The sequence below is a fragment of the Paucibacter sp. M5-1 genome, assembly GCF_027498415.2.
Classification (GTDB): Bacteria; Pseudomonadota; Gammaproteobacteria; order Burkholderiales; family Burkholderiaceae_C; genus Roseateles_E.
In genome coordinates, this window is the sequence record NZ_JAPZLM020000001.1 from 1338304 (window position 1) to 1352070 (window position 13767).

Below are 13767 nucleotides of genomic sequence, written 5' to 3' on the forward strand. Positions count from 1 at the left end.
CGGGCGGCCGGCGGCGGCCTCGTCAAGGCCCTCCGCCGACGCCATATCGTCAGGGAATCGGTACCGCCGGCAGATCGGGCATATTGCTGGTGACAGCAATCATGCAGGCCATCAGTACCGTGTCGCCGTAGTAGTCGGGCTGCACGGTAATCCCGCCGCTGCTGAAAGTCTGACCGGGCACCTGCTGACGCATCCACGCATACAGGGTGTTCAGCCAGGCCTGGTTGGAGGCATCGGTCATCGCGCCGACTGCCATCGCCGAGGCCATATTGCGCTGGCCGGCCCGGTAGGCGCCCGGCGAGGTGCCGCCGCCGAGTTCGTAGCTGACCATCGCCGCCTGCGGATTGCCGCCGGTGATGGCCTCGAACCACTTGGCCTGGCGCGTCGGCATGTCCCTGGGAAGATTGGCGTTGATGCCGGTGTGGGTCAGCTTGGCGAAGTTGGCATTCGTCGTGCCGTGCCACAGATAGTCCAGCCCGAGGCGCCACGGCGTGCGGCTGGAGTCGTAGCCGAAGTTGTAGCCCTTCACGCCCGGCTGATACTGGTTGCTGCCCGGCTGGGTCAGGAAGGTGAACGGCGTCAGGCTGCCGTTGCTCGGGTTGGCCTTGTAGAAGTAGTCATGAAACTTGTAGCCGGCGCGCAGCACCGCATCCCAGCGTGCATCGGCTGCGGCCTCCTTGAATTGCTTGAAGTAGCTGACGATCTGGTAGGAGCTCATCGTGTAGTCGTCTGCCTTCTCGACCCGATCCAGCACCGTCATCGCGGCCCGGTACATCAGGTTCGAGTCGCCCGCGCCGCGGTTGAGCACCGCCCACTTCATCAGATTGTTAAGGATCGCGACCGCCTCCTGCTTGTAGTTGATCTCGCCGAAGCTGCCCCACTTCTTGTCGGCAACCAGCAGAGCGTAGGCGGCGTCGATGTCGCCGTCGGGTGCCACATAGTTGTCGATGACCGAACCGTCGGCGGCAATGCGCCAGGCCATCAGCCCGATGCCGTTGCCGTTCAGCAGTTGCGGCTTGCTGCGGTAGTAGCGGAACAGGCCATCGAGGTCGCTCTTACCACTGTTACCCGTGGCAGCCATGAAGACCGAGATCAGCATGCCGAAGCCGATGCCCTCGGACACCGACTCGCCGTTCTCGGCCGGCTTGTAGACGCGAATGCCGTTCGTCCCGGCGCCGTTGCTGGTCAGGTAGAAGCTGCGCCAGGCCTGCCACATTGCCAGCACATCGGCGTTCTGCTGCGCCTGGCTGAAGTTGCTGGGCCGGATGCCGTTCGGATAGTTCACACCATAGGGAAAGTTCAGCGGCGTGGCCACCATGCTCTCCGAGGTGTAGCCGGCCGTCGGGCCACCGGGGCGGTAGCCGATCACGCGATAGACATAGCGGGTCAGCGGTTGCAGATTGGTGTCGGTGTGCGAGCGGCCAGGCTCGGGCACATAGGCTACCTTGGTCCAGGTCGTGCCGCCTGCGGGTCGGCGCTCGATGTCAAAGCCGAAGGCGGCCGGCGGCGCACTCTGCCAGGTCAGCGTGGCGCTGTTGGAGGCAGGCAAATAGCTCACCGCAAGGCCATAGGGGGCGGTCTGCGCCTGAGCGGAACCGAAGCCGGCGCTCAGCAGCCCGGCGCAGGCGGCCAGCGACTGCTTGAGAAAGTGTTTTCTGCTTGTCATGGATTTGTCTCCGTCGGTGTTTTATGAGATCCGTGCCAAAGGGATGAATAGGGGAAGTGGTGGGCTCCTTTCGCTTGAAGTGGAAACGTCGGCGTCAGCGCGGCCGCGCCGAGCTCAGCGATGGCTGCGGCAGATCACGGCCCCAGGCGGAAGGCTGGGCGCCCCACGGCAAGACCAACTCGGCGCCATCGGCGATGTCGCAGTGGCGAAACCACGCCTGCTTGGAGGGCCGCCCGTTGCGCGTGGCGGACTGCACGCACTCGTGCGTCGGCGACAGGCCCGGCGCGCGGATCACCAGGCGCTTCCCGCTGAGATCGCCGTAGCGCGCGGTACCGCCGGTGCCGCTGCTGTGGTTGTGGCTGAAGCCCAGCACCGGATTGTTGGAACGGTAGCCCGAGGTCTCCTGCGGAGCCACCGTGTCCGGGCCCAGACTGACCGCGCAGATAGCCACGCCGATCAAGGAGTCCACCTCGATCAAAGCTGGAGGTGTGGACCGGGCCGCCCCGCAGGCGAGCAGCCCCCATGCGAGCAGGGTGAGGTGAGCAAGAGCACTTCGGTTCATGGGTCGGCTGGCTGGGAGCAACGACGGATCGGGCCGTCGCGAATGTCCACCCAAGCCGGATCGCGCTCAATTGCGAAACCGACCAAACCGACTCATGTTTTACCGTTGCCGGGCAGCCGCCCGTTCAGCCGATTTCGGCCGATGCCTGCATCTGATCGCGGTACTTCCTCGGGGTGCAGCCCAGCTCGCGCTTGAAGACGGCGTGCATGTACTGCACCGAGGTGAAGCCGCAGCGGATCGCCACATCGGCGATGCTGGTGCTGTCATTGGCCAGGATGGTGGTGGCCGCATCGATCTTGAAGCGCAGCACTTCGTCGTGAACGCTGCGGCCCAATTCGGTCCGGAAGTGCGACTCCAGGGAGGAGCGGGAAATCCCGACATAGTCGGCCACCTGCTCGGTCTTGATGCCCTGGCAGGCGTACTGGCGGATGAAGTGCTGGGCCCGCATCACATAGGGATGCTTGGCAGTCTCATGCCTGGACGAGGCCAGCACATGGACGCCAACCGGCTCCACCAGCACCTGGGTAGCAGGCTGGCGCACACCGTTGAGCAGTTGATGCAGCATGCGGGCCGCCGTGCGGCCCATCTCATGCGTGCCCTGAATGACCGAACTCAGTGGAATGCGGGTCAGTACCCGGGCCAGCGGATCGTTGTCGACCCCGATCAGGGCCACCTGGGCCGGCACCGCGATATCGGCGATCAGGCAGGCCTGCAGGAGCTGGCGCGCCCGCGAATCGTTGGCGGCAATGATGCCGATCGGCTTGGGCAGGGCACGCAGCCACGCCACCAGACTCGAGCCTTCCTCGCCCCAGGTCGGCGCATTGCGGCTTGTGCCTCGATAGATCTCGACCGGCAAGCGGTCGCGCTCCATCAGCTTGCGGAACTCGTGCTCCCGCTCCTGTGCCCAAGGGTTGTCGGGCGCCGGTGGCACGCTGAACAGCGCGAAGCGCGACAGTCCGACCTCGACCAGATGCTCATAGGCCAGCGAGATCAGCCGCCCGTCATGGCTGGCTACATAGGGAATGCCGGGCGGATACATGCTGGCATCAGCAAAGGCACAGCCCACAGCGACCACCGGCGTCGGCAGCCCCATCAAGGCGCTGCGTGCCGGTGCATCGTTGAAGTCGGCAATGATGCCGTCGCCCTGCCAGCTTGCGATATTCGCCAGACCGGCGCTGAAGTCGGTCTCCAGAAACAGATCCCAGGACACCCGCGTGGAGCTCAGGTACTGCGATATGCCTTCAACAATTTCACGACCATAAATCTCATTGGACTTGAACAGCAGCGCAATGCGGTGCGTGGTCGGCAGCTTCATGGGTCTTTGTCTCCAACTCTTCTTTTCTTATCTCGGGGCCCTGACCAAGTTTACTCGGGGCCTACGGCAAGGTCTGACCCCTGGCGGACCGCCTGGAACACCAAGCGTTAGTAATCATCACGGGGCTTGGTGAGTTTCGCAATTGCCGCCGAGGGGGCAAGCGGGCACGATCTTCGCAACCGTGGAAGTGCCGTCGCATGCTGGTCGCGACGCAGCCATTAGCCTGCGGCATTTTTGCACCGCCGGTGCTCGCAGGCCAGCCCTTTGCCGTTTCGGCCACAAGTTCTCACCCTCTCCTGCATGAAAAAGATAGATCTCGGCTCGGCCACGTGGACATTCCAGGAGCCCCAGACCCAGGCCTGGCTGAGCGCTCAGGTCCCCGGCTGCATCCACACCGACCTGCGCCGCCATGAGCTGATTCCCGACCCGTTCTACGGACGCAACGAGCTTGATCTGCAGTGGATCGAAAACCGCGACTGGCACTACCGCTGCGATTTCGAGGTCGATGCCGACCTGCTCGCCGAGGACGAGATCGAGCTGGTGTTCGAAGGGCTGGATACGGTTGTCACCGCTCGGCTCAACGGCGTCACCATCCTGGTTTCGGACAATATGTTCCATCGCCACAGGGTGGCCGTGAAACCGGGCTTGCGCGCTGGCAGCAACAGGCTAGAGTTCTACTTCTCGAGCGTGATGGACTACTTGAAGACGCAGCGCGCGGACTTCAAGGTCGAGGAGAGCAACGACCCGGTCGGTGGCCGCTACCGGGTGCGCAAGCAGCAGTGCCAGTTCGGCTGGGATTGGGGGCCACGCTTCGTCACTGCCGGCGTGTGGCGGCCGGCGCGACTGGAAGCCTGGAGCGGCAACCGGCTGGACACGGCGAGGCTGACCCAGGTCCATGCGGCCAATGGCAGCGTCAGCCTCTTGATCGAACCCAGCCTCGCCCATACCGACGCCCAGGCACGCTACGCGGTGACGGTGTCGCTCGATGGCCACCGTATCGTCGAGGCCCGCGCCGTCCTCGCTGAAGAACTGCGTTTCGAGATCGAGAACCCGCAGCTGTGGTGGCCGGCCGGCCAGGGCGAGCAGCCGCTCTACAGCGTCAGGCTCGAACTGCTCGATGCCAGCAACGAGACCATCGATGCCTGGCAGGCCCGCATCGGCCTGCGCACCATCGTGCTGGACCAGGCCGATGACGGAATTGCACGGGGCGCGGCCGAGAGCAATGGCCGCTTCGGTCTGCGCGTCAACGGTCGACTGATCTTCTCCAAGGGAGCCAACTGGATTCCCGCGCACAGCTTCGTCGCGGGCCTGAGCCGCGCCGACTATGAGCCGCTGCTGCGCGACGCCCGGGCGGCCCATATGAACACCATCCGCCTGTGGGGCGGCGGCATCTACGAGCACGATGCTTTTTACGATGTCTGCGACGAGCTGGGCCTGCTGGTCTGGCACGACCATATGTTTGCCTGCTGCCTCTACCCCGCCGACAAGTCTTTCCTGACATCGGTGCAGCGCGAGGTCAGCGATCAGGTCACCCGTATCCGCCACCATGCCAGCCTGGCCCTGTGGTGCGGGGAGAACGAGGTAATCATGCTCAACCGCAAGGCCTTGCTAGCCGACCCGTTGAGGCAGCAGGAGTATCTGAAACTGTTCCTGGGTGCGATTCCCCAGGCCCTGGCTGCGGTCGACCCGCTCACGCCCTATTTGCACTCCTCGCCCGCCCTGCCCCTGCCCGGTGAGCACACGCAAACCCGGCTGGCCAGCCATGACGCGCACGACTGGGAAGTCTGGCACTCGCGCAAACCGGTCGAGCATTACGAGAGCACGCGGCATCGCTTTGTCAGCGAGTTCGGCATGCAGAGCTACCCCTCGCTGCCGGTGGCGCAAAGCTTCTGCCCGCCCGAGCAGCTCGACGTCGCCTCGCCGACCTTCCAGAACCACCAGAAGAACCAGGGCGGCAACGGCACCATTCTCGACTACACGCTGCGCCTGTATCGGCTGCAGCCGGCTTATGGTGACCTGGCCTACCTGTCACAGCTCAACCAAGCCTATTGCATGAAGATGGCCGTCGAGCATTTCCGCCGCAACCAGCCCTACACCCTGGGCGCCCTCTACTGGCAGCTCAACGACTGCTGGCCGGTCGCCTCCTGGAGCAGCATCGAGTACGGTGGCCGCTGGAAGGCCCTGCACTACGCGGCGCGCCGTTTCTTCGCGCCGGCCCTGGTATCAGCCCGGCATCTGGGCAGCGAAACGACGACCATCGGCAACTACCCCGCCAACACCAAGGCCCACGTAGAACTCTGGACCAGCTACGACGCCCCCGAGGCCCGCAGCGCCCAACTGCACTGGTCGCTCCAAGACCTGAGCGGCGAAGTCCTACGCGAGGGTTCTATGCCGCTGTGCCTGCAGCCGCTCGAATCGGTGCTGCAGACCACCTTGGACTTCAGCGCCGAAGTGGAACGCTGCGGCCGCGACCAGGTGGTCCTGCGGCTGCGGCTGCTGGACGGCGACGCGCTGTTGTCGGAGAACACCCTGTTCTTTGCCGCACCGCGCCTGCTGGACCTGCGATCAAGCCAGGTCGAGGCCTCGGTGCAGCCTGCCGGGCCGGGCTGCTGGAACGTCCAGCTAAGCAGCCGACACTTCGTCCACGCTCTAAGCCTGGAGTTCGCGTCGGAAGGTATCCGCCAGTCTGACAACGCCTTCGATCTCTACCCCGGCGAGGCGAGAGTCGTGCGCGTGAGCGCCGCCTCGCCCGAGTCGAATCAGATCCCCGAATGGGTGCTGCGCAGCGCCAATCCCAGCTAAAGCAAGACTGCCCAACTGCTCAAAGAAAATTCCGTCATGCGTCATTTGCTCACCTTCAGCCTGCTCGGCTTCGTCATGCAGGCCGCTGCCCTCCAGCCGAGGCCAGACCGCCTGGCCCATGTCGATCCCCGCATCGGCGTGCTCGGCGAGGGATCCACCGTGATCGGTCCGACCCTGCCCTTCGGCTCCATCCACCCCAGCCCCGACACGCCCGATGGCGGCCTCGATGGCTACCACCCCGACCGTCCCATCCGCGGCTTCAGCCAGACCCATGTCAGCGGCACTGGCTGGGGTCAATATGGCAACTTCCTGATCTCGCCCCGGGTCGGCGCCCTGCTGACCCTGCCCGAGGCCCAGGAGTCGAACAAGGCGCTTGAGAAGGCCGAGGCCCACCAGTACAGCGTGCTGCTGACGCGTGACAATATCAAGGCCGAAGTCACGCCAACTCACAACGCCGCGATTTACCGTTTCAGCTTTCCAGCTACGCAACAGGCCCACATCGTCTTCAACTCAGTGCACAACATCCCGGGCGATATCGCCAAGCAGATGTTCGCCCAGCACCGCAAGCCCATCGCCACCGAGCTGAACTTCAGCGCTGACGGCCGTAGCCTCTCCGGCTGGAGCCACTACACCGGCGGTTTCGGCAGCCCCTATCGCATCTACTTCCATGCCGAGTTCGAGCAGGCCCCGCGCGCCTTCGGCACCTGGCGCAGCGACACCACCCAGGCGGGCTCCCGTCGCATCTCCGACGACGGCCGCGGCCAGCGCGAACAGATGGGCGTCTACGCCAGCTTCGCCACCCCGACAGGCGGTGCGGTGCAGATGAAGATCGCCGTGTCCTTCCTTAGCGTGGAGCGCGCCCGCGCCTCGCTCGCCAAGGAGATCCCGGGCTGGCGCTACGAGACGGTGCGTGACGCCGCTGCTGAACGCTGGCGCCAGACCTTGGGCACCCTTGACGTGCGCGGCGGCAGCGACGACGCGCGGACCCTCTTCTACACCGCCGTCTATCACGCCCACCTGATGCCGCGCGACCGCCGCGGCGAGTTCGAGCGATTCGCTGCGGGCGCACCGATGTGGGACGACCACTACGCAGTCTGGGATACCTGGCGCACGCTGTACCCGCTGCTCGCCCTCGTGCGACCCGACGTCGTGCGCGACACGGTCAACTCCTTCATCGAGCGGCAACGCGTTGACGGCTGGGTGTCTGACACCTTTATCGCCGGCCTCAACCGCTACGGCGAGCAAGGCGGCAACGGTGTGGACATGATCATTGCCGACGCTCATGCCAAGCAGATCGCCGGCATTGACTGGCCGGCCGCCTATGGCGTTATGAAGCACAACGCCGACAAGAGGCGCAACGGCCCGCACTTCGACAACCCGGCCAAGGGCCCAGGCCCTTATCTCGAAACAGGCTGGATCCCGGCAGGCATCATGTCCACGTCGATGTCGCTGGAGTATTCGTACAACGACTTCGTCGCCGCGCAGCTCGCCGCCAGCCTTGAGCGGACGGACGACGCCAAGCGCTACAGCGAGCGCTCGCGCCAATGGGTGAACCTGTGGAACCCCGACACCGAAGGCGACGGCTTCAAGGGCTTCATCATGGCGCGTAAGGCCGATGGGGAGTGGGTGGACTTCGACAAGAAGGCCTACTCGGGCTCATGGAAGCCCTATCTCTACGAATCCAATGCCTGGACATATTCGTACTTCGTGCCGCACCAGGTGGCGCGCCTGGTGGAGCTCATGGGCGGCAAGGCCCGCTTCGTCGAGCGGCTGGAATACGCGCTGCAGAAGAATTACATCGACCTCTTCAACGAGCCCTCATTCCTGGTGCCTCAGCTCTTCCACTACGTCGGCCGTCCCGACCTCTCGGCCAAGTGGATGCAGCGCATCACCAGCGAGCGTTTCACGCTCCAGGGCTACCCCGGCGACGATGACAGCGGCGCCATGTCCTCGTACTACATTTGGGCCCAGCTGGGCCTGTTCCCCAATGCCGGTCAGGACATTTACTACCTCAACGGCCCCGGCTTCGAGCAGGCCACACTGCGCCGGCCCGGCCATGCGCCGCTGAAGATCAGCCGCAACGGCCCCGGTCTGTATGTCGCCGGCGTCAAGCTCGATGGCCGGACACTGAAGCGCTCCTGGCTGCGCCATGCCGAGTTGCAGTCGGCGACGACGCTGGCGTTTACGATGAGCGAGACGCCGACCCGTTGGGCGCAGCAGGCCCCACCCCCGCCCTCCATGCCGTGATGAGTCGGCTTGGCACCGATTCAGGTGCTTGCCCGCGCGGTGGACAGTATCGAGCGATAGGTCGCTGGCGGCACACCGAAGTGGCGCCTGAAGCGGGCCGAGAAGTAGAAGGCGTTTTGGAAACCCACCGACTCACCGATCTGCGCAATCTGCCAGGACGAGGTCTGCAGCAGGTGGGCGGCCCGGGTCAGCCTCAGCGTCTCGATATAGACCTGGGGCGAGAGCCCCACCTGCTGAGTGAACAGGGTGGTGAAACGTGCACGGGACAGGCCAATGGCCAGGCCCAGCGCCGCGCTGTTGAGCGGCTCCGCCAAGCGCTCGCCGATCAGCTCCAGCGCCTTGTGGATACGCGCATCCCGAATTGCAGATCGCTGCTCGGGATTGCACTCGTCGGCCGCAATCAGGAAGCGCTCAAGGCAGTTCATGGAGGCATCCAGACTCAGGCGCTGCGGGCGGCTGGCCACCTCGACCATCTGACGAAGATCGGCTTCCAACGCACTGAACGCCGGCTCGCAGCGCAAGCGCATCACTCCCTTGCCCAACTCCGGCCACTTCAGCCAGGGCAGCCAGTGGCTGCGCGGCCGAAAGTGCACCCAGATATTGAGCCATTGGCCTCTGTCCTCGGCATGGCCATAGGCTTGCCGCGTGCCCGGAGCGATCAGGAACACGTCGCCACGTCGCAGTTCGTGCCAGGCATCGCCGGCCTGTACCGTACCCAGGCCGCCGAGAGTCGCCACCATCAGCCACTCCCGTGTGCCATCCGGCCGCACGCCACGGCTGCCGCCGCCCAGGGCCTGCAAGCCCGAGAGGATGGTCAGTGCCTGCGGCGCGGCCAGCAGTTGCGGGACGGGCATGGTTTGGCCTCAGACCTCGATGCCGCGGAAGACGCCGGGAAGCCGCGGCTCCATCGGCTGCAGGATCTTGCGCTGAGCCGGTGTGACACGGTCCAGCAAGTCCCTGGAGTAGCAGAAGCCATGTCGGGTGCGTCCCCAACTCGGTCCATAGCGGTAGATGCAGACCCGTCGTTCGCCCGGCAGGGTACGCTTGGTGGCACCATGGCACAGGGCATCGGAGAACATCAGCGCGTCGCCGGCCTTGAGATGCACCTCGATCGAACCTTCCACCACTTCGTCCCCCAGGGACAGGCGGGCGCTCATGGCCTCACGGCAGGCCGGATGAGCGAAGTTGCTCTTGTGGCTGCCGGGAAGAATGCGGGTGCCGCCATCGCCGGGGCCGATATCGGTCAAGGCCAGCAGGATGTTCACCTGCCCGCAGCGGAACTTGCCGTCAACGTAGCGGTACTGATTGCGCACCACGCCGTCCTGCCCTCCGGAATGCATCGGGAAGAAGCCGCCGGAACGTCGGATCGAAGCCAAGCACTCATCCAGGAAAAGACCTTCAACATAGGTCCCCTGCTCGCCGCAGTACTTGCGCAGCTTGTCCACCCAGGCCGGGTGATCGATCAGGGTTTCGAACGGCCGGCCACCTTCAACAATGTTCTGCATCTCCTGCCCGGAGATGCCGTTGTTGTCGAGCCGTTGAACCTGACCCCACCACTGGCCGAAGTCGAGGGCCGGAAAGGCGTCAAAGGCCTTGTTCAGCTGGTCAAGCAGGGTCTTGTCCACCGCGTTCTCAATGACGTAGTAACCACGCAGGTCGAAAAGATAGTCTTGAAGATCGTGTTCGCTCATCGGGCACTCCGGCTGTTGCTACCGCGAACTGTAGTGGCGGCGGCATCGGCAAGCCATGCCTTGCGGTCTTGTGAACATTTGAGATTGTTTCGCCCGCATGGACACACAGGGTATCCACGAGGCGACGGATTCCGAAAAATCAGTCTAAACAGCGCAGTTGGTGCAACTACCAATAGGCCGCCCGCGAGCCCCTCTCGATAATTCACCACTAACGCGCGGTAGTAACACGAGTTATTAGAGCAATCAAAGCGCAAGTTTCGGTGGATTACACCGGCCGGACCTCGGTCCCAAGCGCCCCACGGGGTGCCTGAGAACCCAAGAACTAGCAGGAGACAAATATGACTATGAACGGCAAGCGCGCGCTGCTGATCGCACTGACTGCCTGGAGCGGTGCGGCCCAGGCGCAGACGGCGGAGGTTGTGCACTGGTGGACATCCAAGGGCGAGTCGGCGGCGGTGCAAGAGCTGGCGGCCGGCTATCGCAAGGCCGGTGGCGTCTGGGTAGATACCGCCATCGCTGGCGGGGAGAACGCCCGCAACACCATCATCAACCGGATCGCAGGCGGCAAGCCCCCCACCATCGCCCAGTTCAACCCCACGAGCCAGTTCAAGGAGTTGATGGAAGAGAACTTGCTCAACGACATCGACGCGGTGGCCGTCAAGCAGAGCTGGGACAAGATGCTGCCCGTGCCACTGCAGCGTTTTGCCAAGTCTGGCGGCAAGTACTACGCGATGCCGGTTGGTGTGCACAACCCGTCCTGGTTCTGGTACTCGAAAGAAGTACTGGCCAAGGCCGGCGTGAACAAGGAACCGGCCAGTATCGACGAGTTCTTCGCTGCGCTAGACAAGATCAAGAAGGCCGGTTTCGTGCCGCTGGCGCTGGGCGGCCAGGCCTGGCAGGAGTTCATGCTGTTCTTCACCCTGCTGCATACCTCGGGCGGCGCCGATCTCTACACACGGGTGTTCGCGAGCACCGACGGCAAGGTGGCCACCTCGCCCGAGTTCAAGAAGGTGCTGAGCGACTTCAAGCGACTCAAGGGCTATGTCGACGCAGGATCGCCCAACCGCGACTGGAACCTAGCCTCTGCGATGCTGATCAGCAACCGGGCCGGCTTCCAGGTGATGGGTGACTGGGTCAAGGGCGAGTTCAACGCCGCCAACAAGGTGGCGGGCAAGGACTATGGCTGCTTCCCCGGCTTCGGCCCCAAGGCACCCTATCTGGTTGAAGGCGATGTGTTCGTATTTCCGCGGACCAAGAATGCGCAGGCCATCAAGGCCCAGCAGTTGTTCGCCCTCACCTCCACATCCCCCGAGGTGCAGGTGGCCTTCAATCTGAAGAAGGGCTCGCTGCCGATCCGCACCGACGTCGACCTGAGCAAGGCCGATCTGTGCACCCAGATTGGCATGGCCGCAATGAGAGAGCCAGGCCGCCTGCTGCAAAGCCCCGAGCAGATCGTTTCGCCCAATAAGGCAGCCCAGATGACCGATGCCATCACCCAGTTCTGGAACACCAACCAGTCAGTGGATGAGGCGGCCAAGGCCCTGGCTGCTGCGTTGCGCGGCTGAAGAAGATCGGCAAGCATCATGATCTTCCTGCACAGCCTGCCGTGCGGCGCGTCGAAGAGTGTCGCCTTCCCACATCCCTGCTGAACCGGCCGCAGTATGCGAAACAAGAGCAACAAGGCGCGCATGCCCCATTGGTGGCTGCATATCGCGATGCTACCCCTGGCCATCACCGCCATCGTCGGCTATCTGGGCACGACGGTCTGGACGATCTTCCTGTCCTTCACCAGTTCCCGCATGTTTCCCAGCACCAATCTGGTGGGACTGGATCAGTACCAGCGCCTGTTCGCCAGCGAACGCTGGAGCGTGGCCATCGACAACCTGGTCCTCTTCGCCGCCGGCTCCATCATCTTGTCGACCCTGCTGGGCTTCCTGTTGGCGGTGTTCATCGATCAGAAGATCCGCGGCGAGAGCCTGTTCCGCAGCATCTTCCTCTACCCCTATGCGCTGTCCATGGTGGTGACCGGGCTGGTCTGGCAATGGATGTTCAATCCCGAGATGGGCCTGCAGGCGGCGGTGCGGCGCCTGGGCTTCGAGAACTTCGAGCTCGACTGGCTGGTCTCGCAGGACATGGTGATGTACTGCATCATCATTGCCGGCATCTGGCAAGGCTCAGGCCTGATCATGGCCCTGATACTGGCCGGCCTGCGCGGCATCGATGAGGAGATCTGGAAGTCGTCCCGGCTCGACGGTATCCCGACCTGGCGCACCTATGTGTCCATCGTGCTGCCGATGATTCGCGGCTCGATCGCAACCGCGATGACGCTGCAGATCATCGGCACGATCAAGGTCTACGACGTCGTCGTGGCGATGACCCGGGGCGGGCCCGGCATGGCCAGCGAAGTGCCGGCCAAGTTCATTCTCGACAATATGGGCGGCCGCTCCAACCTCGGCCTGGCCTCGGCCGCATCGACCGTGCTGCTGCTGACCGTGATCGCCCTGCTGGTGCCCTACTTCTACTTCAACAAGCATCAGGCAGCCAAGCGCGGAGGCCAGGCATGAGTGGCAGCACGACACTCCAACCCGTGACCGCCGCGGCACAGCGGGTCGCCAAGCGCCGCAGGGGCTTCAGCCCTGCCCGCCTCGGTGTCTACGCCTTCCTGCTGTTGGGCGCCCTGTTCTTCCTGGTGCCCCTGTACGTGATGCTGGTGACTTCCTTGAAGTCGATGGACGAGATCCGCGAGAGCTCGATCTTTGCGCTGCCGATGATGCCCACCATCCAGCCCTGGCTGACCGCCTGGTCCAGCGCCTGCACCGGGCTTGAATGCAAGGGCGTGCAGGCCGGCTTCTGGAACTCGGTCATGATCGTCATCCCCAGCACCATCCTGTCCATTCTGGTGGGCGCAATCAACGGCTATGCGCTGTCGCTGTGGCGGCCCCGCTATGCGAACTTCCTGTTCGCGGTGCTGATGATTGGCGTGTTCGTACCAGCCCAGGTGATCATGTATCCGATGGTCAAGCTGATGTCGTCGATCGGCCTGTTCGGATCGCTACCGGCCCTGGTGCTGGTGCACACGATCTTCGGCATGCCCATCATGACCCTGCTGTTCCGCAACTACTACAGCTCGATTCCCCTGGAGCTCTTCAGAGCAGCGCGCATCGACGGCGGCGGCTTCTGGCGGATCTTCTGGCATGTGATGCTGCCGCTGTCCACCCCGATGCTGATCGTGGCCACCATCATGCAGGTGACCGGCATCTGGAACGATTACCTGATGGGCCTGATCTTCGGCGGCTCGGACATCGCGCCGATGACGGTCCAGCTCAACAACATCGTCAACAGCACCTTCGGCGAACGGGCCTACAACGTCAACATGGCGGCCACCCTCCTTACGTCGGCTGTGCCGCTGCTGATCTATCTGGTCTCGGGCCGCTGGTTCGTGCGCGGCATCGCCTCCGGTGCGGTCAAAGGTTGAAAGAAAGAA

The 13767-nt window shown here is 64.0% G+C and carries 10 protein-coding genes; 5 read left to right on the forward strand and 5 right to left on the reverse strand.

Annotation, left to right across the window (positions count from 1 at the left end):
• Window positions 1–49 precede the first annotated feature (49 nt).
• The 3 genes from O5M90_RS06160 to O5M90_RS06170 all read right to left on the reverse strand — a co-directional run bounded on the left by O5M90_RS06160 (window position 50) and on the right by O5M90_RS06170 (window position 3543).
• A complete protein-coding gene (locus O5M90_RS06160) occupies window positions 50–1666 on the reverse strand; it encodes a glycosyl hydrolase family 8 (RefSeq protein ID WP_269840381.1) in 1617 nt (538 codons plus the stop codon).
• A 94-nt stretch (window positions 1667–1760) separates the two neighbouring features.
• Window positions 1761–2135: a glycoside hydrolase domain-containing protein gene (locus O5M90_RS06165; RefSeq protein WP_269840382.1), complete on the reverse strand. Its 375-nt coding sequence runs from the start codon at window positions 2133–2135 to the stop codon at window positions 1761–1763.
• A 217-nt stretch (window positions 2136–2352) separates the two neighbouring features.
• The gene (locus O5M90_RS06170; RefSeq protein ID WP_269840383.1) at window positions 2353–3543 is read right to left on the reverse strand and encodes a XylR family transcriptional regulator; all 1191 of its coding nucleotides are present in this window, start codon (window positions 3541–3543) and stop codon (window positions 2353–2355) included.
• A gap of 300 nt (window positions 3544–3843) precedes the next feature.
• Here O5M90_RS06170 and O5M90_RS06175 point away from each other — a divergent pair, with 300 nt between their 5' ends.
• Complete coding sequence (locus O5M90_RS06175) at window positions 3844–6345, forward strand: beta-mannosidase (RefSeq protein WP_269840384.1); 2502 nt, start codon at window positions 3844–3846, stop codon at window positions 6343–6345.
• 36 nt (window positions 6346–6381) lie between these two features.
• On the forward strand, window positions 6382–8592 hold the full coding sequence (locus O5M90_RS06180; RefSeq protein ID WP_269840385.1) for a GH92 family glycosyl hydrolase: 2211 nt from the start codon (window positions 6382–6384) through the stop codon (window positions 8590–8592).
• Window positions 8593–8612: 20 nt separating this feature from the next.
• Here O5M90_RS06180 and O5M90_RS06185 read toward each other — a convergent pair whose 3' ends face one another.
• Together O5M90_RS06185 and O5M90_RS06190 are read right to left on the reverse strand one after the other, a co-directional pair.
• Window positions 8613–9446 (reverse strand): helix-turn-helix domain-containing protein, encoded by an 834-nt coding sequence (locus O5M90_RS06185; RefSeq protein ID WP_269840386.1) that lies wholly within the window; start codon window positions 9444–9446, stop codon window positions 8613–8615.
• A gap of 9 nt (window positions 9447–9455) precedes the next feature.
• Window positions 9456–10283 (reverse strand): phytanoyl-CoA dioxygenase family protein, encoded by an 828-nt coding sequence (locus O5M90_RS06190; RefSeq protein WP_269840387.1) that lies wholly within the window; start codon window positions 10281–10283, stop codon window positions 9456–9458.
• Window positions 10284–10627: 344 nt separating this feature from the next.
• Here O5M90_RS06190 and O5M90_RS06195 point away from each other — a divergent pair, with 344 nt between their 5' ends.
• The 3 genes from O5M90_RS06195 (at window position 10628) to O5M90_RS06205 (ending at window position 13758) form a co-directional block, all read left to right on the forward strand.
• On the forward strand, window positions 10628–11848 hold the full coding sequence (locus O5M90_RS06195) for an ABC transporter substrate-binding protein (RefSeq protein ID WP_440402509.1): 1221 nt from the start codon (window positions 10628–10630) through the stop codon (window positions 11846–11848).
• Between the two features lie 96 nt (window positions 11849–11944).
• Complete coding sequence (locus O5M90_RS06200; RefSeq protein WP_269840389.1) at window positions 11945–12847, forward strand: carbohydrate ABC transporter permease; 903 nt, start codon at window positions 11945–11947, stop codon at window positions 12845–12847.
• Window positions 12844–13758 (forward strand): carbohydrate ABC transporter permease, encoded by a 915-nt coding sequence (locus O5M90_RS06205; protein WP_269840390.1) that lies wholly within the window; start codon window positions 12844–12846, stop codon window positions 13756–13758. The genes O5M90_RS06200 and O5M90_RS06205 overlap by 4 nt, the downstream gene beginning before the upstream one ends.
• Window positions 13759–13767 lie beyond the last annotated feature (9 nt).